This window comes from Paenibacillus sp. FSL E2-0190 (assembly GCF_037992965.1).
Lineage (GTDB): Bacteria > Bacillota > Bacilli > Paenibacillales > Paenibacillaceae > Paenibacillus_AQ > Paenibacillus_AQ odorifer.
In genome coordinates this window covers 4,787,825-4,811,865 of record NZ_CP150306.1, presented here as the reverse complement: position 1 = coordinate 4,811,865, position 24,041 = coordinate 4,787,825, and the positions used below count along the sequence as shown (strand labels likewise).

Here is a 24,041-nt window from a genome sequence, read left to right as displayed (position 1 = left end):
TTTCATTATATTAACATAAGATGGGGCGTAGGGCGCGGAATTACATATGAAGCTTTTGAACATGCAGGGGTGGAAAACAATTAGAACAAGAAAATGGAGGCAACAGGAACATGTTTAAGAAAAAAATAAGTGTAATGGTCATTATTTTGATGCTTGTGGCCCAATATGCCTATGGCATCGGATTTGCTCCGCAAGTAAAAGCGGCTGCGATTGATGACGAAAGAAATATCATCACCAGTGTTTCAATGGCTGTTTACGGGCCAGATGGAATCACGGTCACGAACAGCGTATACGAACGAGATGCTAATGTTACCTTGGATTATAATTGGTCTCTTCCTAAAAATCATAATTACAAGCAAGGTGACACTTTTACTTTTCAGCTTCCAGAACAGTTCCAGCTATTTAATGATTTTAACGGACCCTTGGTCTCTGAAGATGGAGATGTAGGGAGCTTTGAAGTGAGGCAAATTTCACATGAAGTGATAATGACTTTTAATGACTACATAGAAACACATGATGACGTGCAGGGAACGCTGCGGTTAAATACTAAATTCGATAAACAGAAAATCTCGGGCAGTACTATTCAGAATATTTTATTTCCCGTGAGCGGCGGTATTCAGACAGTGACAGTTAATTTTAAACCCAGTGTTGGATCGACTATAGAGAAGAGAGGTATTCCCGAAGGCTTCAATGCGAACCAAATATTATGGACTGTTGATGTCAATAAGTCTTTGGAAGCCGTGGGGAATGCCATTGTGACGGACCCCATCCCTTCAGGCTTATCATTAAATACTCCAGTCACAGTGAGCGTGTATCAACTGAGCATTCAATTGGATGGTTCAGTAACGGAAGGAGCATTGCTCGACACAAGCAAATACTCTGCAGAGCTCTCCGGAGGGTCATTGATTGTCCGTTTTACGGAGCCTGTGATTAAAGAGGCTTACCGTATTGTATATTCCACAGGGATTACTAATGACCATCAGCTAAGCTTCACCAATACTGCAACTTTTTCAGGAGATGGGCAAGAGCCTGCCAGCTCCTCTGCCACAGTGAATGTAGAACGTGGAGGAAGCTTGAAAAAGTATTCCACAAGCTATGATGGGGGCAAGCAGATCATTTCCTGGGCAATTGAATATAACTACAATGAAAAGAACATCCCGCAAGGAAACGCTGTGTTAACAGATTTGTTCGATGATTCTCAAGAACTGGTAGCCGATTCGCTAAAAGTATATGCTGTGCAGCTGGATTCTTCCGGTGGTGCAACGTTAGGCAAGGTTTTGACAAAGGATGTTGACTACACGGTTGTTTCCACGTCAGACGTTCATAAGTCTGGGTTTGTATTGCAATTTGCACACGATGTTACTTCACCATATCGAATCGAATATAAGACAAAAGCGATAAAACGCGTGTTTGAGGATGCCACCATAACTAATACAGTATCTGATAGTACGTATAGTGATCAGGCTACCCGATTAATCCGGTCTTCCATTCTTTATAAGACTTTATCAACCGTAGATTATCAGAATAAAACATTAGGCTGGAAGGTCACATTGAATAGTGATAATTACCCGATGAGCCATGTTACAGTTACCGAATCCTTCCCATTTGGCGGCCTAAAGTTTATTCCAGAATCACTGGTGATTAGAAATCTGAATGGGAATGTTTTAAATCCAAATAACTATGATCTAGTGTACAACTCACCTGTCGAGCCTAATAAAGGCTTCAAGGTAGTGTTTAATTCACCGATATCTGGTCTTTATACGATTAGCTATACTACAGAATTTAACAAGGATTGGATTTGGGCTAAAACTGAAAATTTCAATAACAAAGTTCGGTTAGACTGGATGGACACTACTGAAGCCTTACGCACGATAGAAGCAGAAGGGTTATTCATTCCTAGACCTGAGGCGAAAAGCAATGGATTTAAAGGGGGAGCCTACGATGCTTCAACTAAAAAAATTACTTGGACGATAGGCGCCAATTATAACGGCAAAACCCTCGAAGCTCCGGCGCTTGTTGATATTTTAAAATCAGGCCAGACCTTGGTTCCTGGTTCACTAAAAGTTTACACTATGAATATTGCAAAGAATGGTGACCCTACCAAGGGTACAGAAGTGAATCCTAATAAATATACCTATAGCGTAAATAGCGTAAATAGCGATAATGAATTAAAGGTTATTTTTACAGATAAGATTAACTCCGCTTTCTACATTGAATTTAACACAAGTCTTGAAGGGCAAATAATAGGCACTACTGTTGATAATAAAGCTAATCTCTATGATGGAGCAAAAGTGGTTTCCAAAGATTTGACCGCCTCCGTAAAAATTCCTTTTGGAGAGGATTATGTGCTGAAGGACGGTACACAAAACGGGGATAAAATCGACTGGAGCCTGCAAATTAACCGGGGGCAGTCTACTGTAAAGGATGCTCTAATCAAAGATACTCCTAGTGCTAATCAAATTTTGCTGCAGAATTCATTCCATCTGTATCCTACGGCTGTAGCTGTGAACGGAGATATCACGAAAAGCGGCCCTGAATTGATTCAGGGTATTGATTATAGCGTTGTTATCACAACGGATGCCGATGGAAAACAATCCTTTGAGTTAAGCTTTGCCTATGAAATCAGCAGGGCTTACATTCTCGAATATCAATCCCTGATTGTGGCTAACACTGGAGACAAAGTAATAAATACTGTACATTTCAGTGGTTTTAACGGCAGCGAAATAAGTAAAGAAACCTCTAGAGAAATTATTGTCGGGGTCTCCAGCGGTTCTGGCACAGGCAGCGGGGGAAGAGGCACTCTCAATATTAAGAAGTTAGATGCTGATGATAATTTAAAGGCGCTTGGTGATGCGACTTTTGCATTGTATCGACTAAATGGCACGGAACGTGTACTGATTAACAGTCTAACTACAGATGCAGAGGGTACAGCGACATTTAATAAAATATGGCTGGGTAACTATGTATTGGTGGAGACAGCAGCTCCAAATGGTTACGTGCTCGATACATCCGAGCATCCAGTGGAGATTCGTTCCTCGTCAGCGATTCAACTGGTGATTACGAATCAAAAAGCAGTGGAGCCCACGCCTACGGTAACGCCAGAACCAACCGGTGCTCCAACAACAACACCAGAACCAACCGTAACACCTGCACCATCAACAACGCCAGCACCGACGGTTTCTCCATCACCAGAAGCGACTGCTGCACCTACACCAATCCCTACAAGCAGCACATCTGGAGGTTCGGTGGTACCCACGTCTACAAGCTCGCCCGTACCCGAAGTAATTATTAATGATCCAGCTGTTCCTGCTGGTCCTGGAAATGCGGCCGATCCAGGATCCCTGACATCAACCGATGAGGGAACTCCTGAGCAAGAGATTACCGAAGAAGAAATTCCATTAGGAGAAGTTGATATCGACGATGAAGAAGTACCAAAAGGTACGGTGAACAATAGCACTTCGGGTGCTCCTCAGCTGCCGAAGACAGGTGAGAACAGTCCTTTGCCTCTGTATCTGTCGGGAATAGGGTTGATAACCATAGGATTTGTTATGAACCGAGTATTTAGACGTAGAGGTAAGACAGAGTGATCGGAGATTAGTGTGATTTAAGATTTTTTTGCAAAAGCACCCAGCATGATAAATGCCGGGTGCTTTTGTGCTTTTTTTTTGAAAATTTTATGGCTGATTCTTAAGTGTACCGGCGTTATCTGAGGTGCTTAGGTTATAGCGCAGCCATTCGCCTTCCTTTTCACTTGAGACATTCCAGCCGAGCTGTTCGGCAACAAAGGCTAGCGGGACTAAAACTTTTCCTCCTGCCAGTAGCGGCGCAGCATCAATGGTGAGAGCTTTCCCGTTCACGAGTGCTTTGACACTGCCCACTGTCATAGTAACGGTGTTCTCGGCGGAAGTAAGCGATACAGTTTTAGTGGCCGCATCCCACGTTATGGATGCACCCAGGGCTGTCCCGATATCTTTGGCGGGCAGCCATAATTCTTTATTTCCTTGCACTAAACGGATGTTAAGTGCTAGTGGTAATCCATTTACTTGTACACTGCTGCGATAAACTTTTCCGTTATTATCCATAACGGCGCTTTCCGCCTGTGATTCCAGCGAGCTATTAAGCGCCTTTATGTTGCTGGAAGTTACCCGATATTTGGAATTGTCCTGTCCGATAGCTTCTGCTATCCACGTGTTAACCTCACCATTATGATGGCTTAAATCCTTATAGAGGTCTAGGTTGAATGTCCAATCCGCTTCGGCTTGGAAATCGTATAGCTTCACATTTGGAAACTGTTCAAATTGCTCGAATATCCATTGCCGCATGAAAAGCTGATTGTTAAAGCGAACGGGATTGCTGGCAGACCAAGCGACCTGACGCATAACGCTGTAGGGTGGGTAGTAGAAATAAAACTGGACATCGGGATATTCCTCCAGCAGAGGACGGATATACGTATTAAAATAGCCCTTTACTTGCTCAATGCTTTCCTCGTTAGTACCGTAATCCAGCTCCTTGTCACAAGCCATTAGGTAAGATTCTGCAACGTATTGCTTGCCAAACACTACTTTGTTATCCCAGTTGTATAAATATTCCAAATTCTGGTTAGCTTCACCACTCAGGTTGTTTTTGATGCTGCTTATAAATTGTTTATATACAGATGAATTGAACCAGTATTTGTAGTCGGTCCACAGTTTACCGTCATACAGATAGTCAGGGAAATCTTCCTCATCTTCCGCTGTGGCGAGTTTCAAAGAGAAATAATCCAAACCCCAGAGCACTTGTTTTACTTTGCCTGTCTCCAAGGCGAGTTTGGCAATTTTATAATGCTCATCGACCGTGGATCCTTCCATAGATAACTTTAAGGTTGTCCCACCTAAGCTGGCATCTACTTGAGAGGGAAGAAAGTTCTCTGTCATAGACGTGCCGATGATAATATTGTCGTAGTCGTAATTTTTAGCTAAACCCGGATTCTGATAACGTTCTTCTTCTGACAAGAGTGGGGTATACCACGATGGACGGTGATAGAATTGTAATGGGTCGATAAAAGCAGTAATCAGCGCCGTTAGAAGCGCTAACAAGCTGAAACAAAGCAGGAAATAACCTATGAAACGTTTCGATTTAGTATGAATCCCGGGGGATTTACGTGGGTTGTTATTATTTTGAAGCCGTGATGCAAGCATCATCATTCCTCCTTACAGTTCTAGAAGTTAAAGTATAAAAAGGTTGTAATTCGGCTGAAGAATAACAGCGAGAACAAAATGATAAATGCCATTACAAATGCTGTTTTCCAGCTATACTGAAAATTACGTTTGTTCAACAGATGAAGGGGATTCCAGAGAATGATCGTCATTAAGATGAGAATCAGGATGATTGCCCATTTAAGCGATCCAATAGATTGCAAAGATACCCCGTTAAGTCCACTCATCCCTTTCAACAAACGAAATGCCTGCGATATATGTTCTGCACGGAAAAACACCCATGTGATGTTCACAAATATGAAAGTCAGCAACCATGATAACCATTTGGGAAGGGAGAAGCCCCAGCGTCCCCAACATTTCTCTACAGCTTGTCCTACTCCATGCAAGAGCCCCCACAGGATGAACAGCCAACCCGCACCGTGCCAGAAACCACCGAGCAGAAAAGTAATAATGACATTTCGGATCGAAATCCAGAAGCTTTTCCGGTTGCCGCCAAGTGGAATGTAGATATAATCTCTAAGAAAATGGCTGAGCGTAATATGCCAGCGTCTCCAGAAATCGCGGATGCTTATGGCTCGGTAGGGTTCATTGAAATTTTGCGGCAGATGGATGTTGAACAGCAGTGCTATTCCAATCGCCATATCGGTATAGCCGCTGAAATCATAGTAGATTTGTAAGGTATAGGAAAGGATAGCGACCCATGAATCTACAAAATATGTTGCAGCTGCAAAACCGTTATCAGCATAACCAGCTAGGGTATCCGCTAGGATGACTTTTTTTCCTAATCCGATGCTGAAGAAGAGGGTCCCCTTCCGTATGTTGTTCCAATTCCAAACCTTATTTCGCAGTTTATCGAATTGGGGCATCATATCCTTGTGATGAAGGATGGGACCGGAGATCAGATGCGGGAAAAAAGTCACAAATAGCGTGTAATTCAAAAGATTGTACTCACGCGCTTGGTTCCGGTAAACATCAACGAGGTAGGCGATTTGTGTAAAGGTAAAGAAACTTATGCCTAAAGGCAATATAAGATGGTGCAGAGAAAGGTTGCTTGCGGTTACCTCATTCCAATTTTCTATAAAAAAATCCGTGTATTTGTAATAGCTGAGTAATAGAATATTTGTGCTTAAGCTAAAGATTAGCAGCGGCCGGCGAAGCTTAGCTGTTGTGGAATGAATGAAATGGCCCATAACATAGTTAAATAAGATGGATAACAAGATTAGAGGGACATATTTTATGTTCCAATACCCGTAAAAAACTAAAGAGGCGAGGGTAAGCCATACCTTAGCACAGAGTGTGAGACGAAGACGATTCAGAATAAAATATCCGGCCAGCACGATAGGCAGAAAACCAAACATAAAGGGATACGAATTAAATAGCATAACAACAATCCTCACTTATAGCAGATTTGGTATGAAATCACTATAAGCCAGAGATCTTAAGGCTTTATGTTATGAAATCTTATCATTTTCTTAATGGATGAGATTGTACAAAAAAATCCCTGCAAGCATCATTCGCTCACAGGGAAAGAGGTTTCAAATTCAGTTTGTTTGCGTGTGCTTTTGGCTGTAATGGTTCCGCCGTGAAGCTCTGCAATACTCTTGGCTATGGCCAGCCCTAAGCCACTTCCGCCTGTCTCTCGGGAGCGGGATTTATCGACACGATAAAAGCGTTTAAATAAGTGGGGGAGGTCGGATGCAGGGATAGGAGTACCGTAATTCGTACATAGAGCAACTATTCTATCGTCTTTTCTAACAACAGAAATGTCTAGAATTTTTCCTTCCTTTCCGTATCTTACGGCATTGGTAAATAGGTTCTCATACAATCGCACCAGCTCGTCCGCATCTCCGTTGATAATCAGAGGAGCTGTATCTGTATGAATGCGGTAGGTCATATCTGCTTGTTCCAGTACGGGTGCAAATTCCTCAATCAGCTGTTCGAGCAGCTTGCCGAGATCTACAGGCTCAATATTTAGCGGTAATCCGCTGCTGCTGACGCGAGTGTATTCAAATAAATCGTCGATTAGCTTTTTAAGAGTCAAAGATTTCTCATAGGCAATATTCACATAATAACGCAGCTCAACCTCGTTTTTATAACGATCCTTCTCCACATATTCAAGGAATCCGAGAACAGAGGTTAGTGGGGTTCGGAGGTCATGGGACACACCTGTGATTAGGTCGTTTTTGGCTTTTGCAGCGGCTCGTTCTTCCTCTATAGCAGATTTTAGCTTGCCAGCCATAGTGTTCATATTTTCAGCGAGCTTTCCGAGTTCATCCGTACCTGTTACCGGCACCTTGAAAGACAAATTGCCATCCGCAATGGCCTGAACTCCGCTCGTAATGTTATGAAGATTCTTAGTTGTATTTCTGGACAGTTTTAGGATGAAAAAAATAAATAAAGGAATCCCTATAAGAATCACAACTGGCGTTGATCCAATGGTATTGATCACCCAGAGAATGAGTCTGACTCCCCAAAAGGAGCGTGAAGGATTTAACCACAGCAATAGTGAAGTGCCATAATAGCCGCCCATTAAGATTAAAGCGGTGAGTGCTAGGCTCGTTAAGCTGAAGCCAACTATTTTCCAGGATAGGGTATCGAATCGTTTAAAGTTCAACTAGAAGGACCTCCTTTTTCCAGTTTGTAGCCAACGCCCCATACCGTTTTTAAGTATTGTGGTTTACGCGGATTTTCTTCTATTTTTTCTCTGATTTTACGAATATGCACCATAAGTGTATTGTTGCTTTCCAGGAATTGTTCTTTCCATACTTTGGCGTAGATCTGCTCCATGCTTAGGACTTGTCCCTTATTACGGGCGAGCAGCTCTAGAATCGCAAATTCTCGCGGGGTAAGCTTAACTGGGTGATCATCCACACTTACTTCATGCGTAACCGAATTAATAACCAAGCCATCAATGATGATTTCATCCTGTTTGGCGTTTAGATCTGCCATGTAATTTCGAGTTCTGCGCAGCTGGGATTTAACACGGGCAACTAACTCCAGCGGACTAAAAGGTTTCGTAACATAATCATCTGCACCTACGCTTAGTCCGGTGATTTTATCAAGTTCCTGCCCTTTAGCAGATAACATGATGATCGGAAATTTTTGCGTTTCACGAATTTTAATACAAGCCTCGATGCCGTCCATATTAGGCATCATGATATCAAGAACCATGAGGTCTATAGTCTCTCTATTGATAATTTCGAGTGCTTCCAGCCCGTCTTTGGCAGTTAACAGCCGGTAACCCTCGTTCTCCAGATAGATCTGCATTAGTTTAATAATCTCGGCTTCGTCGTCCACCAATAGCAGCGTTGCGTTGTGCATTTCTCAGCGTCCTTTCTTGCTTGTAAAGCGCAATTCTTGCTATAAGAAGTATACAACATTTTCTTGTTTGGCAGCCTCATTTGAAGACCAGTGAAGGCAAAGGTACTGTATAGCAGCTAATAAATTAGTGGAATAAAAGACCAAATCCCCCACAGCATTATGTCAGTTTGTTTTTTCTTTTAGCTTGCTCTGATTACTGTGCCTCAATCCATGTTTTGATCTGTGGATAATACATTCTCAGCCATGGCTCTAACATGTAAGAAGAAAAATTCTTAAACCTTATTTAACAGGAAACTTCTTAACAGCGGTGGCAGGTAAAAGTAAAGGGAAACTTAATAGTTTCTTAACAAGTCTTAAGAATTAGGAAGCTACTATGCTATAATAATTTCAAATTATATATGTTGGGGGTTATTTGGAATATGTGGAAAGAATTCAAAGCTTTTGCCTTAAAAGGAAATGTTCTTGATTTAGCGGTTGCGGTCATTATTGGAGCTGCATTCGGAAAGATTGTAACTTCATTAGTAAATGACATTATTATGCCAATTGCAGGTTTGCTTACGGGTGGTATAGATTTAAAGGACCGGGTGCTTGAAGTCACTACGGACCTGAAAATACCTTACGGACTATTTTTACAATCGGTTGTGGATTTCTTTATTATTTCGTTCTCCATCTTTCTGGTGATCAAGCTCGCCAATAAATTTCAGCGCAAAGAAGCCGTTAAAGTTGAAGTGGTAGAGACTCCAGCACCTGCAGAGGATATCGTGCTGCTTACGGAAATTCGTGATCTTTTGAAACAACAAGAACGTGGTTTGTAATCCTGAAATATAACCAAGAAGCGCCAGGAGTCCTTGTCCTGGCGCTTCTTGGTTTCCTTTTATAAACTCAGTACAATCTATAATCTAGTTACAAATTTTAAGTAAATATAATAAACGCACTTGCATTTCGCTGGTGTAAGTGATAATTTTGTTAGTAAGGAAAACTTGAATCTCAATTAAATAAAGGATCAATCCTTCAGGGCAGGGTGTAATTCCCTACCGGCGGTGATGCTGTTGTAGAAGTAACTTATTCAGTTCATCTACAGTGCTCAGTCCGCTACCCGGCTCGCGTTGTTGACGCGAACGGTGGACCTGGTGAAATTCCGGGACCGACAGTATAGTCTGGATGGAAGAAGGAGAGGTTGACTGCTTGTCTGCAATGGACTGGCGGATCGCAGTGTTTTCATATAATCATGTGCGATATTTCACAATACCCGTCGATTGACGGCTATTTAAGCACACTTTTATTTGGACTGCCGATGAACTCTCGCATAACCCATCTTGAACTCCTCCTGGAGAATGAGATGGGTTTTTCTGTTTTTTTAGCTTAAGAATTGACAGCAGTGGATAGGAGGAAGAGATGGACAACATGAATGATGAGTTTTATATGTCGCTAGCACTGGACATGGCCGAACGTGCCCAAGGACAGACGGGAATTAACCCTGTTGTTGGCTGCGTTGTGGTGAAGAATGGAGCAATGATTGGACTCGGAACTCATTTACAGCGAGGTACGGGGCATGCCGAGGTGCACGCCTTGAATATGGCAGCTGGGCAGGCACAGGGTAGTACGGCATATGTCACACTAGAACCGTGCAGCCATTATGGAAAAACTCCACCTTGCAGCCAAAGGCTGATCGATGAAGGGGTAGCTAGGGTTGTAGTTGCTTGTGAAGACCCCAACCCCCAGGTGGCAGGAAGAGGAATCCAAATGCTGCGTGACCAAGGGATTGAGGTCGAAGTAGGTTTGTTGCGTGATCGCGCGCTTCGATTGAATGAGCGTTTTATCAAATATATTTTGACAAAACAACCTTTTATTACGCTGAAGAGTGCAAGTACACTTGATGGCAATCTAGCTACCAAATCTGGTGACAGTAAATGGATTTCGAATGGGGAAGCGCGGGAGATCGTACATACGCTGCGGCATCGGCATCAGGGCATCGTGGTCGGTGTGAATACAGTGATTGCTGATAATCCCTCTCTGACAACAAGAACAGAAGTGCCTGGCATTAACCCGACGCGGATCATCATTGATTCCGGGCTACGTATTCCTCTGGATTCGGCAGTTGTTTGTGATGGTCTAGCGCCTACACTTATTGTAACAACCGATGCTGCAGATCCTGCTAAGAAGGCTGCACTGCTGGAAGCAGGCGTTCAAATCGTTGTGTGCGGAGCAGGTCCAAGAGTGGATCTGAAGGCGGCCATGATATCCCTTGGCGAAATGGAAATTGGCTCTATTTTACTGGAAGGCGGGGGGACGCTGAATGGTGCGATGCTGGAGAGCGGGCTAGTGGATCGTGTGATTCTTTTCTTCGCTCCAAAAATTGTCGGCGGTGGTGCAGAAGCGAAAGGGACTTTCGTATTTCCGGGTGTAGAGCTGATGAAGGATGCGATCTCACTTGAAGGATTGGAAGTAAAAGTGCTAGGAGATAATGTATGTATCAGCGGCACTCCGGTACGCTAACAAAAGCTATGCAAGAAGTGAATTTGAGGAAGTAATGCTTTTTAGGAGGGATATCATGTTCACCGGATTAATTGAAGAGGTTGGTGTTTTGCGCAGTGTCTCCGCCGGTGGGGAAATGATGGTGCTGAATATTGCCGCTTCGGTCATCATGGATGATCTAAAAATCGGTGACAGTGTGTCCGTCAATGGGGTTTGCCTCACGGCGACAACTTTGGGCGATCATTCCTTTACAGTGGATGTAATGCCGCAGACCTACCGGAATAGCAACCTGAAGGAACTGAAGCCCGGCAGCCGGATGAATCTGGAACGAGCGATGGCAGCCGGCGGGCGTTTTGGAGGGCATATTGTCCAAGGACATGTTGATGGCACTGCCATTATTAAGAGTGTAAAACGTGATCAGAATGCTGTTGTATTCGAGATTGCACCGGATCGTAAATCACTATTTAAATATATTATCCCCAAGGGATCGATCACGATCGACGGCATTAGTTTAACTGTAGTGAAGACTACAGCCACATCGCTTGCAGTGTCCATTATTCCGCATACGTTAGGGGAAACAGTTCTGACGCACAAACGGGCCGGGGATAGTGTAAATATCGAGTGTGATGTACTTGGCAAATATGTAGATCATTTATTGCATTATGGCTCAGCCGCCCAAGATGAAGAAAGCGAGAGCCGCTCCGGGATTAGTCATGATTTTTTGGCGGCGAACGGGTTTGTTTAAATAAAGAGTTTGCTTACGAAGAAGGAAATAATCTTTCGTAAAGCTTTTAGGAGGATAGGATCATGAGCGAGCAATCGAAAAAGGAAAGTGTCTTGGATCCGATTGAAGAAGCAATATATGACTTAATGCGCGGTAAAGTCATCATTGTAGTGGATGATGAAGATCGTGAGAATGAAGGGGATTTTATAGCCCTTGCTGAACGTGCGACACCAGAGGTCATCAATTTTATGATTACTGAGGGACGTGGATTGGTTTGTATGCCTATTACCCAGGAGCGTGCGGCAGAACTTGAACTGCAAGCCATGGTAACCCACAATACCGATAATCACGGTACGGCTTTTACCGTATCTGTTGACCATAAAGATACAACCACTGGGATCTCTGCGGGGGAAAGATCTTTGACCGTTAAAGCCATGATCGATCCAAAAGCGAAACCTGCTGATTTCCGCAGACCGGGGCATATGTTCCCGCTGATTGCGAAAAAAGGTGGCGTTCTGCGCCGCTCCGGACATACGGAGGCTGCTGTTGATCTAGCGCGGATGTGTGGCGCTTATCCAGCCAGTGTCATTTGCGAGATTATCAAGGAAGATGGCTCAATGGCCCGCTTACCTGATCTAATCGAAATTGCCCGCAAGCATGATCTTAAGCTGATCAGTATCAAGGATCTTATTCATTATCGCAACGAAAAAGAACAACTCGTCACACGCGAAGTGTCTGTACGACTTCCTACCGATTTTGGAGATTTCCAGACTATTGCTTATACAAATGAAGTGGATGATAAAGAGCATGTAGCTTTGGTAAAAGGCGATATTTCCGGCGATGAGCCAGTGCTTGTACGTGTACATTCCGAATGCCTGACTGGTGATGTATTCCACTCCCATCGCTGTGATTGCGGCCCGCAATTTGAAGCTGCACTGCGGCAGATCGAAACTGCCGGTAGGGGCGTGTTACTCTATATGCGCCAAGAAGGCAGAGGCATTGGCCTTATCAATAAGCTTCGGGCTTACAAGCTGCAAGAGGAAGGTCTTGACACTGTAGATGCGAATCTAAAGCTTGGTTTTCCAGCAGATCTGCGTGACTATGGAATTGGAGCACAGATTCTGAAGGATCTGGGTGTGCGCCAGATCCGTCTGCTCACGAACAACCCGCGTAAGATCAAAGGGCTGGAGGGTTATGGGTTGGAAGTCGTTGAGCGCGTGCCGATACAAATGCCGGAGAACAAGGACAACACCAATTATCTCCACACGAAGCAAGCGAAGCTTGGACATATGCTGTCTTTTGACGATATTGAACAAAATGAGGATTCGAAAGCTTAACCATACATTATAAAAAACGAAGGGTAGATGATGGATATGCCGAAATATTTAGAAGGTCACTTAGTTTCTGAGGGGTTAAAATACGGAGTTGTTGTAGGACGTTTTAATGAATTTATTACCAGCAAGCTTTTGTCAGGTGCACTTGATGCCTTTAAACGCCATGGTGTTGGTGATGATGAAGTGGATGTTGCTTGGGTTCCAGGGGTATTTGAAATTCCGTTGATCGCGCAAAAAATGGCTGAAAGCGGCAAATACGACGCTGTAATCACCTTAGGAACGGTTATCCGTGGTTCCACTACACACTATGATTATGTATGTAATGAAGTTGCCAAAGGAGTAGCCGCTATCAATCTTAAGACCGGCGTGCCGACCATTTTTGGCGTAGTCACTACTGAAAATATTGAACAGGCCATCGAGCGTTCAGGAACCAAAGCAGGCAATAAAGGCTGGGATGCTGCGACTGCTGCGATTGAAATGGCGAATCTTAACAAACTGTTTAAGTAAGTCAGCTATTGACGAATCAGTCGAATTCGTGCTTATTTATAGTATAAGAAGAAAGCATGGATTATAAGAGCCCTTTCTACTTGTGTAGCGTCCAGACGGGCGCTGCACTTTACTTTTTTTGGCGGGAGGATGCTTCGTGACTGTATTGTACAAGCTGGAGACGTTTGAAGGTCCGCTGGATCTGCTCTTGCATTTAATTGATAAGGCGGAAATCGACATCCAGGACATTCCGGTCGCCGAGATCACCGAACAGTATATGGAATACCTGCGTAGCATGCAGGAGCTTGAATTGGATATTACGAGTGAATTTCTCGTGATGGCCGCTACCCTTTTATCTATAAAGAGCAAGCTATTGCTGCCCAAACCACCGGTCATTGAGATCGATGATTTTGAATATTACGAAGAGGATGAATTTGATCCACGAGCTGAACTTGTTCAGCGACTGATTGAGTATCGTAAGTTCAAGAGTATTGCTGTACATTTAATGGATATGGAGAGCGAGCGGAGCTTGATTTTTACGAAGGAGCCTGAGGATTTGGGTCCATTCGTGCCAGAAGAGATTGATCAAACGCTAAAAGGACTACATACCTCAGACTTAATAGCCGCTTTTCGTAAAGCGCTAAGTAAGGCTGCCAGAAGGTCTTCTTACCAGCGGATCACCCGGGATGAAATATCGGTAAAAGATCGTATACGTGATGTATCAGATGCGCTGCAGCGCAGAGGAACAGGCGGTAAGCTGCATTTCTCGGCACTGCTTCACGATGAAATGGCACGGCACGAAATCGTAGTTACTTTTCTTGCGATTCTGGAACTGATGAAAATGAAGGCGATTTTTTGCTACCAAGAGAAATTGTTTGATGACATCGTAATGGAGTGGAGAGGAGGAGAACACTTCAATGGATTACAAAACGCTGAAATCGATTATTGAAGGCCTGCTGTTTCTATCAGGGGATGAGGGAATCTCCGTACGCCAAGTGGCTGAAATTACGGAACAGCGCCCAGAGCTTGCGGCCGGAGCCTTAGAGGAACTAAAAGAAGATTATGTAGCACAGGAGCGGGGCTTACAGGTAGTGCAAATTGCCGGGAATTATCGGCTGGCTACATTGCCTGATCATGCCCACTATTTTGAGCGTCTGGCCTATTCACCATCCAGATCAACCTTGTCTCAGGCTGCCTTAGAGACTCTCGCAATCGTGGCTTATCGCCAACCGATTACGCGGGTGGAGATTGAAGAGATCCGAGGTGTGAAGTCGGAACGCGCAATTCATACGCTGAATAACAAGGATTTGATTCATGAGGTTGGTCGTGCGGAAGCGGTAGGCCGGCCAATTTTGTACGGGACGACTAAATCCTTCTTGGAGAGCTTTGGTCTTGCCAGTCTAAAGGATCTGCCGGAACCGACAAATTTTGAGTCCACGGATAATTTGGAAGAAGAGACACAGCTATTGTTCAATAAGCTGGATACTCAAATGACTTTTGAGGATGTCGAGCTGCCTTAGTTCGTACGAGAACGCTAATAATTGTATTGAAGGGACTGCCCTTAAACCATTTATGTGGTTTGGGACAGTCCCTATTTTTATTTAAGCTCATATTTTTTATGCAAACCCCGAATTTTTTCCAGCTTAAATTGCCATACTAAACCAAAGGTTCCCATTATTAAGGTTTCTTGGAGGTGAATACGTGACGTTATGGCTTGCAATTCCCCTTGTTTTGCTTGTACTGGCACTGATCCTGGTCCTGTCTTCATCTATCGATTTCCGCATACGGTGTTATAAACATGGAAAAAATGACCTGCTCGAATTAGATGTTACCTCTCTTTTTGGTTTGATAAAGCTTCACTATGAACTTCCCCAATTGGTCTTTAAGGGATTGGAGCAGGGTGTGTGGGGAAAGTTTAAAGAGACAGGGACTGCGACGACAGGTGTAGATACCGTAAAAGAAGAGATATTTGATAAAGAAAGAGTAATGCACTGGCGCGCCAATGTTAACCAAGCTGTGAAATCTACACGCGGCTTGAAGGAATGGTTAAAAGAGACTGTAGCTCATGTCAAAATATCAAAGCTCGATTGGTCCACCGATTTCTCTCTTGGTGATGCAGCAGACACTGCGACCGCATCGGGAGCGGTTTGGGGCCTGAAATGGAGTATTGTTGGTTTTATTTCGCAGTGGGTGAAATTGCAGCAGCATCCTCGAATTTTTGTTAAGCCTGTTTTTGAAGATGAGCTTTGTTTTGCAATGGAGTTTGTCTGTAAGGGGAAAATGTCAGTCGGCTATACTTTGTATGCCTTAATGCGACTATCTCGGCGTGTCTTGCGTGAAAAAGGCGGGATCGGCCATTGGAGAAATCTGCTGAAACAGATGCGTCAGGAGCCACACGGGAAAGTTTAAAATGAAAGTTACATACAAATGGGCGGATGTGGGGATGATATACGCTGTAGAAGAAAGAGAAATCGTACTCAATTAAAGGAGGAAACAATATGAGCGACCATCCTATTCAAGGCCTAATGCAAACAGCGATGGAAAATATCAAGGGTATGGTAGATGTGAATACCATTGTCGGTGATCCAGTACAAACCCCTGACGGCAGCATTATCCTGCCTATCAGTAAAGTTGCCTTTGGATTTGCTGCTGGTGGTAGTGATTATCGAGTAGAAGATTCTATAAGTGGTTCAAGCTCCCAAGGTGGAGTCAAAATGCTTCCATTTGGTGGAGGTAGCGGGGGAGGCGTCTCCATTCGACCGATCGCTTTTTTAGTGGTAGGTAAGGATGGAGTGAATATTGTCCCTCTGGACAATCAAACTCACCTATTCGAAAAAATCATCGATGCAACACCAGGGCTCATCGACAAAATTCAAACGATGTTCCAAACCGGCAATGCTGCAGCTCAAACGCCGCCAACACCTGCCACACCGGCAGCAGCACCTGTTAAAACCGATCCAAGTACATCTCAATCTTCAACTCATTAGGTACACATAATTCTACAAATAGCCTCGGGGATATCGCCATACACAGGCGGTGTCCCTTTTTTGACGTGTCAGAAAGTATATTTTGATCCCCAAATTACCTGAGAATGTATCGAAGCAAAGCCTCACGTTGTGGGGATATTTTGTGTGGAACATCCCAAGGAGTGGACATACCCTAAGGCTGGTCCGCATACACTTGTACAACATAAACACTTTTACTTAAGATCCGATAAGAAGCCGGAGGATGAACATGAAGACAATAACCCGTAAATGGCCATTCGCCTTAATATTGTGCCTTTCGCTGCTGCTTCTGGCGCCGCTATCTTCAATTCAGGCCGAGAACAGCTCTATCTCTACACATGCAAGAGCAGCGGCACTGATTGATGTGGAATCTGGGCGTATTTTGTACAGCAGCCGTGGGGATGAGCCTATGCTTATTGCCAGCTTGACCAAAATTATGACCGCCCTCGTCGCCATTGAGAATGGTGATTTAGCCTCTAAAGTCAAAGTAGGAAAAAATGCCTATGCGAAAGAAGGCTCTTCTATTTACTTGCAGCAGGGAGAAGAGATGACGCTGGAAAATATGCTGTATGGCCTGATGCTGCGCTCAGGGAATGATGCAGCAACGGCGATCGCTGAGCATATCGGTGGTTCTGAGGAAGGTTTTGTATACCTTATGAACGCTAAGGCTGAGGAGCTAGGGTTAACCCATACTCATTTTGCTAATCCCCATGGTCTTGACGCTGAAGGGCATTATTCTAGTGCTAACGACTTGGCTGTTCTGACCGCTTATGCTCTTCATAATCCTGTATTTAAAGAAATTGTGAAGACGCAGGAGAAAACTGCAGACAATCCAAATGAGAAATGGGATTACAAATGGAGAAACAAAAATAAGATGCTGTATTTATACGAGGGAGCGGACGGAGTAAAGACAGGTTATACCAAAAAAGCACTGCGCTGCCTTGTCAGCTCTGCCACCAGAAACGGCCAGCAGCTTGTCGCCGTTACTATAAATGACGGCGATGACTGGAATGATCATGCTTCCCTGTTAAACTTCGGGTTTAATCACTATCCGCTCAAAACACTGATCGAACGTGGTGATGCCGTGACGGGCTATAACTTTGTAACCTCCAAAACCTTTGCTTATCCACTTGGACAAGGTGAACAAAATAGAGTGATCACGAAACTTGTTTTAAATCAGAAGGAAAGTGCTTCAGCCGAAGCTACACGAGCGAATTTTGGATTGCAAGGGGCGCTTGTGCTGGAGCTGGGCGGAAAAGAAATAGGTCGCGTGCCGGTGTATACTCCTGAGAATCTGCCTCCTGAGCAATCTGCTTATATGAAAAAGTACAGTCCAACACTAGCACAGGCTTACCCGGCAAATAATTGGTTCCAGGCGCTGGGCAGTGCACTGAAGGCTCTATTTGAAATGGGAGCGAGTTCGAAATAAGAAAATGGGCTGATGAATGAAGAAGGAGGCGTATCCATGATTAACGGGATTTGGCTAGGAATGATCATCATCGGTTTTCTGTTCGCCGCCGTTAACGGCAGAATGGATGAGTTTACAGCCGCCGTATTCGACGGAGCCAAGAGTGGGGTAACGGTAAGTTTTGGCTTAATCAGTGTGCTTGTGTTCTGGCTTGGGATTATGAAGATAGCAGAAGATGCAGGTTTGCTTAAAAAGATTGCCAAGGTGCTTGGCCCTGTCGTAGCTTTTTTATTCCCTGATGTGCCGAAAGGGCATCCTGCCATAGGATATATTCTCTCCAATATGAGTGCTAATCTGCTCGGACTAGGCAATGCCGCAACGCCAATGGGCATCAAGGCGATGCAGGAGCTGCAAAAGCTCAACCCTGATAAAGAGACCGCGACACCAGCCATGTGTACTCTTCTAGCGCTTAACACAGCAAGCATTACGCTTATCCCGGCCACACTGATTGCCATCCGGTTAAACTATGGTTCAGCCGATCCCGCAGGCATAGTAGGTACAACACTTGCAGCAACGGCCGTGGCTACACTTGCAGCGATTGCGGCAGACCGGTTTTTCCGAAGGTTGACTTTATTGCGCAAACCGCCGAAGCCCCCTTCAGCAAAGTCCGGGGTTCCTCCTTTGGCGAAGACAACACTCCCTAATTCCTCATTGAAAGGGTGAACGTGATTTGTACCAGTTTATCAGTCTCATATCGGCATGGGCGATTCCGGTCATGATCACGTTCATCCCGCTCTATGCTTTTACGCGCAAAGTGCCAGTCTACGAATCCTTTGTTGAAGGTGCGAAAGATGGGTTTGGCACGGCCATTGCGATTATTCCCCATCTTGTGGGGATGCTGGTTGCGATCAGCGTTTTTCGCGCTTCCGGTGCGCTGGATTTTTTTATGGGCTTCATATCCCCAGCCCTGCGGGGGCTTGGTGTTCCGGCAGAAGTATTGCCGCTTGGTCTTCTGCGGCCGCTTACGGGGACTGGGTCGCTTGCTTACACTACGGATCTAATCCGTGTGCATGGCCCGGATTCTTTAATTGGTATGATTGCTTCCACCATACAGGGGAGCACAGATACTACGCTTTATGTTTTGACCGTTTACTTTGGAGCTGTAGGCGTACGGAATGGCCGTTATGCGCTTAAGGTTGGCCTGTTCTCCGATGTTGTCGGCTTTGTCGCCGCGATCGCTGTGTGTTTGCTATTATTTGGATAGTCACCCCATTGCCCCCCTGAACATATGCTATTGCAGCAATGTGGAGGGGGGCATTCCGCAATGAACTATAAAGGCTTTATTCTGCATCATTCTAGCTGCACATCCATTAACGGTAAAGGTTTTGACTTCTGGGTAGGAGTGGATGGCGCAATTTATGCAGCACCGCTACTGACAGATCCGGAGTATATTCATATTTGTTTGGAAGGTGATTTTGGTAAGAAAGTGGGCGATCCTCCAATATCCGGAAGGCAGGAGCAGCTTTTTGCAACGGCTAAACTCGTTTTAGAATTAGTAGAACGCTACCAAATCTCCCCTTTAATCATCGAACCCCACAATAATTCCTGCCCAGGAGCATTTTTTCCTTGGAATGAACTTGTGATTTATCCCTCTGATGGTTATCATTGATCTGAGGTGACTAGTCGAATATGGAAAGATTACAGAAAATTTTGGCGCAGGCCGGTGTGGCGTCCAGACGCAAGTGTGAAGAAATGATTTTGGCCGGTAAAGTGGAAGTCAACGGGGAACTCGTAACTACGCTTGGCACGAAGGTGGACCCCGCAACAGATATTATTAAAGTTTCCGGTAGACTGATCCGGGGCGAGAACAAAATCTATATTATGTTCAACAAACCTAAGGGAGTAATCACAAGCGCTTCCGATCCAAAGGGTCGTAAGGTTGTAACTGACTACCTAAAAGGAATTACTGAACGGGTTTACCCTGTAGGCCGGCTCGATTACGATACGGAAGGTTTGCTGCTGCTGACGAATGATGGGGACTTTGCTAACTTGCTGACTCATCCGAAGCATCATGTACCTAAGACGTATCATGCTACGGTCAAGGGTATACCGCATGGCACTGCATTGGACAAGCTGAAAGCTGGCATCAAGCTGGAAGATGGCATGACAGCGCCTGCGGAAGTAGAGTACAAGGATATTGATGAGGCAAATAAGGAAGCGGTTATCAGCATCACGATTCACGAGGGACGTAACCGTCAGGTACGACGCATGTTTGATGCGATTTCACACCCCGTACTCCGTCTGAAACGGATTTCATTCGGGGATATTATGCTGCAAAATCTCAAACGTGGCTCTTACCGTCATTTGACCAAGGATGAAATTAACCATCTGCAGCAAATTGCCAAAGCAGGATTGCTTAAAGAAAGAACTCCACGTAAAGAGTCATAAAGACACAGAATATTCACAATTAAACCCCCTAAAGCTGTGACGAAATTCGCTATAATGTTCATAGGATGTTCACACCTTACAACATAAGTATGAGTTGCGTCACAGAAGGGGGCTTTACGTGTGGGTAAAGCAAGAAAACCAATTCAAATCGTGATTCTGTTTCTAATTGTTATAGTGGGCGGTTATGCCATCGGTTCCTCTGTATTTGGGGGAAGCGGCAAACCAGAGGAAGGGAGCAAAGCACCTTCCTTTGATTTGCTTGGGCTTGACGGTCTGGCTCATACCCTAGACGAATATAAGGGCAAGACTATTGTGCTTAATTTCTGGGGCTCTTGGTGTGCACCTTGTGTCAAAGAAATGCCGGCTCTCCAAGCGCAATGGGAGAAATGGAAGGACAAAGACGTAGTGGTCTTAGGCATTAATGTGGGCGAAGACCGGATGACTGTCGAGAATTTTGTGAAGCAGGTAAACATCGATTTTCCGATTTTGATGGACACTGGACGTGATGCTGTACGAAGTTATGGTATTTCTCCGCTGCCAACTACCTTATTCATTAATTCCAAGGGTAAAATTGACAACATTCATATCGGCCAGCTTGATTTGAATTCACTTGATGATCAAATTGGGAAGCTGGTGGATTGATGAGTGAACGCGAGGCATTTATAACCAATACCAAATGTGAATGTGGTCACCAGAACCCTGTAGGTACTGTTTTATGCGAAGCATGCGGGAAGCCGTTGGGGAAGGAATCAGACTGGGGCGAGAATTTGGAAATGCGTTACGATGGCGTAGCTCGCCGATCTCAGCGCGTTAACCCGGGGATTATTGATCGGGTGTGGAACTTTTTCTCTTCCGTCAAAATAGCGATCTACCTGATCGTGTTGACACTTATAGGCTCTATGCTGGGGACGATTTTCCCGCAGGAGAGTACTTTTCTTAATATTGATGCCTCAGTTTATTACAAGCAAGAGTACGGAACAGCCGGATATATTTATCACAAACTTGGACTTTCACATACATACGAATCCTGGTGGTTTGTAACTCTACTCGTAATGATCGGCGCTTCACTTGTGATCTGTAGCTTGGATCGAGTACTTCCGCTCTATAAGGCCTTAACCAGACAGAAGATTCGGAAACATCGTCAGTTCTTAACTCGGCAAAAAGCTGTGTTAGTGACTGAAGTACAAGAGGAACCAGAAGCTTGGGTAGCCCGGGTAATTCAGCCTATGCGTAAAAAGGGCTATCGCGTGAAGACGGATGGAGGGGCTCTGCTGGCAGAGAAACATCGCTTCAGCCGCTGGGGACCTTATGTAATACATATTGGCTTAATTATTTTTTTACTTGCTGTATTAGCAAGAGGATTGCCGGGACTGAACATGGATCAGCATCTTGCTTTCCCGCAAGGGGAGATCACACAGATTCCGGACACCACCTATTATTTGAAAAATGAGAAATTTACCGTGGAGTTTTATACGGAGGAAGAGATGCCTGAGGAATTTCGCGGCAAAAAAATACTTCCAAAGCTATTCCAGACCCAAGCTGTGCTTTATGAATGCACCGCGGATTGTGGAGACCCTTCGAAGGAACCGCAGCTATCCGAGGTGACGAAACATGATATCCAAGTAAATTCACCTTTGGATTATAAAGGATTGAAAGCGTATCAGTTTGATTATGATCTGACCCCTGTGCTGCGTTCGGTACAGCCTGAGCTTAAGAATTCCACCACTGGCGAGGCGTACGGCAAATTTAAGCTGGACATGAAGAACCCTCAGCGGGCAATTCAGGCGGGTCCTTATACTTTAACTTTGAAAGAAAAGTATATGGATTTTGGTCTAAATGAGGAGGGTCAGCCGATTTCCAAATCACCTTATCCGAATGCACCTGCTTTTTTGTTCCTGATACAAGGTCCGGATCTCCCGGTGGAAGGGCAGCAGTATTTCTATTTTCCTAAACAGGTGGATAAGGCGCAGTTTCAACAGGCTGCCATTAACGATAAGCTTGGCGGGAGCAATAGATTTCTTGAGCTTGAAGTGGACAACATGAGCGACGTTGATTTTTCGGAATCGACTACTTACTTGAATATACGTATTGATCGTGCAATGCCGTTTGTATGGCTAGGTGCAGCAATCGTGATGCTGGGTTTAGTGCTTGGCTTCTACTGGCAGCATAGACGTATCTGGCTTACCGTTGCTAACGGGGAGCTTATCCTCGGAGGACATACGAACAAGAACTGGTTCGGGTTCCGCCGTGAGATCGTTTCTATTTTAGAAAAAGTAGATCTGGTAGTCGATGAAAAATCATTAGATAATGGAGGAGGCCTTTCATGAGCTTGCTCGACATCAGCAGCGCTGTCTTTATTGCCGCATTTTTATTATACAGCGGTTCGTTTATGTTATTCACTATCGCCATCATGGGTCGCAAGTGGTCAGGCCGCAAGCCGGAGGAACATACCGCACGTTGGGGCAAAATTGCTTTTATTTTCTCTTCAATAGGTCTTATCTTTCATCTTATTTATTTCTTTACACGCTGGGCGGGCTCAGGGCATATTCCGGTCAGCAACATGTATGAGTTCATGACTTTTTTATCGATGATGGTGATGGTTGCCTTTACTGTGATGTACGCTATTTATCGTAAGGTAATCTTGGGTCTTTTTGCAGTTCCAATCAGTATTATTGTGATGGCTTATGCCGCAGTATTTCCACAGGAAGTACAGCCGCTGATTCCATCTCTTCAATCGAACTACTTAAAGATTCACGTAACACTGGCTGCACTAGGTGAATCCTTCTTCGCAGTAGGGTTTGCGGCGGGACTGATGTATCTGCTGCGAACAGTCAATTTTTCCAGTAAAGAGAAGGCGGATCGCAAGCAACAGAGGCTGGTCGAATTTACTCTCTTTTCAATCATTGTTATAATTGGGTTTCTGGGTTCTGTTTTTGCATTCCGCGGAGCAGGCTATGAAACTGTTTTTGTCCGTCCGAACGTTACGATTGACAGCCCCGGGCAGGAAAATAGTACAATAGAGAAAGTGAGTTATCGAATGCCGCCGATTGTGGCACCTCACAATAGCGAAATTGAGAGCTTCCAGTCGTTTCTTGGCATAAAAGAACCACTCTTTGAGGCACCATCTTGGATGAATGGTGTAAATGCTGGACGGAAGTTTAATACTGTAATTTGGTCACTCCTTTCCGGATTAATCCTCTACGGAGTTCTTCGCTTGATCGTACGTAAACCGCTGGGCACTGCTTTACACCCAGTGATGGACGGAATTGATGAGGGCGATCTAGATGAGATTACGTATAGGGTGATAGCCATTGGCTTTCCTATTTTCACATTAGGCGCTTTGATCTTTGCAATGATATGGGCGCAAATCGCTTGGGGAAGATTCTGGGGGTGGGACCCTAAGGAAGTCTGGGCGCTTGTCACTTGGCTCTTCTATAGCGCTTATCTTCATTTACGTTTGGCTCGTGGATGGCAAGGAAGAAAATCTGCCTGGCTGGCTGTGCTTGGCTTTCTGGTCGTAATGTTTACTCTGGTTGGCGTTAATTTAGTCATCGCCGGACTTCATTCTTACGCGGGGACGGACTGAGCATAGTTTACCTGTTAACGTTGCACAATGGTTTAAAGGTTACGTTCTACTGTATTGAT

General features: G+C 44.6%; 22 protein-coding genes and 1 riboswitch. Of the genes, 18 read left to right on the top strand and 4 right to left on the bottom strand.

Going from position 1 to position 24,041, the window contains the following annotated elements:
- Positions 1–110: 110 nt before the first annotated feature.
- Positions 111–3,587, top strand: a complete 3,477-nt coding sequence (locus NST25_RS21290; protein WP_340392420.1) for a collagen binding domain-containing protein — start codon at positions 111–113, stop codon at positions 3,585–3,587.
- Positions 3,588–3,674: 87 nt separating this feature from the next.
- Here the strand turns inward: NST25_RS21290 and NST25_RS21285 are convergent, their stop codons facing one another.
- The 4 genes from NST25_RS21285 to NST25_RS21270 form a co-directional block, all read right to left on the bottom strand.
- Complete coding sequence (locus tag NST25_RS21285; protein ID WP_339168900.1) at positions 3,675–5,183, bottom strand: stalk domain-containing protein; 1,509 nt, start codon at positions 5,181–5,183, stop codon at positions 3,675–3,677.
- Between the two features lie 14 nt (positions 5,184–5,197).
- Positions 5,198–6,577: an MBOAT family O-acyltransferase gene (locus tag NST25_RS21280; protein WP_076184053.1), complete on the bottom strand. Its 1,380-nt coding sequence runs from the start codon at positions 6,575–6,577 to the stop codon at positions 5,198–5,200.
- A 128-nt stretch (positions 6,578–6,705) separates the two neighbouring features.
- Positions 6,706–7,809, bottom strand: a complete 1,104-nt coding sequence (locus NST25_RS21275) for a HAMP domain-containing sensor histidine kinase (RefSeq protein WP_076184051.1) — start codon at positions 7,807–7,809, stop codon at positions 6,706–6,708.
- Positions 7,806–8,516: a response regulator transcription factor gene (locus NST25_RS21270; RefSeq protein ID WP_076127445.1), complete on the bottom strand. Its 711-nt coding sequence runs from the start codon at positions 8,514–8,516 to the stop codon at positions 7,806–7,808. Before NST25_RS21270 ends, NST25_RS21275 begins: the two co-directional genes overlap by 4 nt.
- Positions 8,517–8,935: 419 nt before the next feature.
- Here NST25_RS21270 and mscL point away from each other — a divergent pair, with 419 nt between their 5' ends.
- The 17 genes from mscL to ccsA all read left to right on the top strand — a co-directional run bounded on the left by mscL (position 8,936) and on the right by ccsA (position 23,982).
- Complete coding sequence (gene mscL, locus NST25_RS21265) at positions 8,936–9,331, top strand: large-conductance mechanosensitive channel protein MscL (protein ID WP_076127447.1); 396 nt, start codon at positions 8,936–8,938, stop codon at positions 9,329–9,331.
- 188 nt (positions 9,332–9,519) lie between these two features.
- A riboswitch (FMN riboswitch) is annotated at positions 9,520–9,693 on the top strand.
- Between the two features lie 218 nt (positions 9,694–9,911).
- A complete protein-coding gene (ribD, locus tag NST25_RS21260; protein ID WP_340392419.1) occupies positions 9,912–11,012 on the top strand; it encodes a bifunctional diaminohydroxyphosphoribosylaminopyrimidine deaminase/5-amino-6-(5-phosphoribosylamino)uracil reductase RibD in 1,101 nt (366 codons plus the stop codon).
- A 55-nt stretch (positions 11,013–11,067) separates the two neighbouring features.
- On the top strand, positions 11,068–11,736 hold the full coding sequence (gene ribE / locus NST25_RS21255) for a riboflavin synthase (RefSeq protein ID WP_248548481.1): 669 nt from the start codon (positions 11,068–11,070) through the stop codon (positions 11,734–11,736).
- A gap of 62 nt (positions 11,737–11,798) precedes the next feature.
- A complete protein-coding gene (locus NST25_RS21250; RefSeq protein ID WP_076127453.1) occupies positions 11,799–13,052 on the top strand; it encodes a bifunctional 3,4-dihydroxy-2-butanone-4-phosphate synthase/GTP cyclohydrolase II in 1,254 nt (417 codons plus the stop codon).
- Positions 13,053–13,088: 36 nt separating this feature from the next.
- On the top strand, positions 13,089–13,556 hold the full coding sequence (gene ribE, locus NST25_RS21245) for a 6,7-dimethyl-8-ribityllumazine synthase (protein WP_036676377.1): 468 nt from the start codon (positions 13,089–13,091) through the stop codon (positions 13,554–13,556).
- 136 nt (positions 13,557–13,692) lie between these two features.
- Positions 13,693–14,484 carry a segregation/condensation protein A gene (locus tag NST25_RS21240; protein ID WP_036676147.1) on the top strand — a complete coding sequence of 264 codons (792 nt, stop codon included), beginning with the start codon at positions 13,693–13,695 and terminating at the stop codon, positions 14,482–14,484.
- Positions 14,453–15,055, top strand: a complete 603-nt coding sequence (gene scpB / locus NST25_RS21235) for an SMC-Scp complex subunit ScpB (RefSeq protein WP_036676149.1) — start codon at positions 14,453–14,455, stop codon at positions 15,053–15,055. Before NST25_RS21240 ends, scpB begins: the two co-directional genes overlap by 32 nt.
- Before the next feature lie 181 nt (positions 15,056–15,236).
- Entirely contained in the window at positions 15,237–15,944 is a 708-nt protein-coding gene (locus NST25_RS21230; RefSeq protein WP_076127459.1) for a DUF2953 domain-containing protein, read from the top strand.
- A gap of 89 nt (positions 15,945–16,033) precedes the next feature.
- A complete protein-coding gene (ytfJ, locus tag NST25_RS21225) occupies positions 16,034–16,522 on the top strand; it encodes a GerW family sporulation protein (protein ID WP_076127461.1) in 489 nt (162 codons plus the stop codon).
- Between the two features lie 247 nt (positions 16,523–16,769).
- Complete coding sequence (locus NST25_RS21220; protein ID WP_175618935.1) at positions 16,770–17,969, top strand: D-alanyl-D-alanine carboxypeptidase family protein; 1,200 nt, start codon at positions 16,770–16,772, stop codon at positions 17,967–17,969.
- Between the two features lie 36 nt (positions 17,970–18,005).
- A complete protein-coding gene (locus tag NST25_RS21215; RefSeq protein ID WP_076127464.1) occupies positions 18,006–18,671 on the top strand; it encodes a nucleoside recognition domain-containing protein in 666 nt (221 codons plus the stop codon).
- Positions 18,672–18,678: 7 nt separating this feature from the next.
- A complete protein-coding gene (locus NST25_RS21210) occupies positions 18,679–19,212 on the top strand; it encodes a spore maturation protein (protein WP_036676158.1) in 534 nt (177 codons plus the stop codon).
- Between the two features lie 60 nt (positions 19,213–19,272).
- On the top strand, positions 19,273–19,617 hold the full coding sequence (locus NST25_RS21205) for an N-acetylmuramoyl-L-alanine amidase (protein ID WP_076127466.1): 345 nt from the start codon (positions 19,273–19,275) through the stop codon (positions 19,615–19,617).
- Between the two features lie 20 nt (positions 19,618–19,637).
- Entirely contained in the window at positions 19,638–20,396 is a 759-nt protein-coding gene (locus tag NST25_RS21200) for a pseudouridine synthase (protein ID WP_036676166.1), read from the top strand.
- Positions 20,397–20,516: 120 nt separating this feature from the next.
- On the top strand, positions 20,517–21,038 hold the full coding sequence (locus tag NST25_RS21195) for a redoxin domain-containing protein (protein ID WP_038572444.1): 522 nt from the start codon (positions 20,517–20,519) through the stop codon (positions 21,036–21,038).
- Positions 21,038–22,723: a cytochrome c biogenesis protein ResB gene (locus NST25_RS21190; RefSeq protein WP_076192222.1), complete on the top strand. Its 1,686-nt coding sequence runs from the start codon at positions 21,038–21,040 to the stop codon at positions 22,721–22,723. The genes NST25_RS21195 and NST25_RS21190 overlap by 1 nt, the downstream gene beginning before the upstream one ends.
- Positions 22,720–23,982 (top strand): cytochrome c biogenesis protein CcsA, encoded by a 1,263-nt coding sequence (gene ccsA, locus NST25_RS21185; RefSeq protein WP_340392417.1) that lies wholly within the window; start codon positions 22,720–22,722, stop codon positions 23,980–23,982. Before NST25_RS21190 ends, ccsA begins: the two co-directional genes overlap by 4 nt.
- The last annotated feature ends 59 nt before the right edge of the window (positions 23,983–24,041 follow it).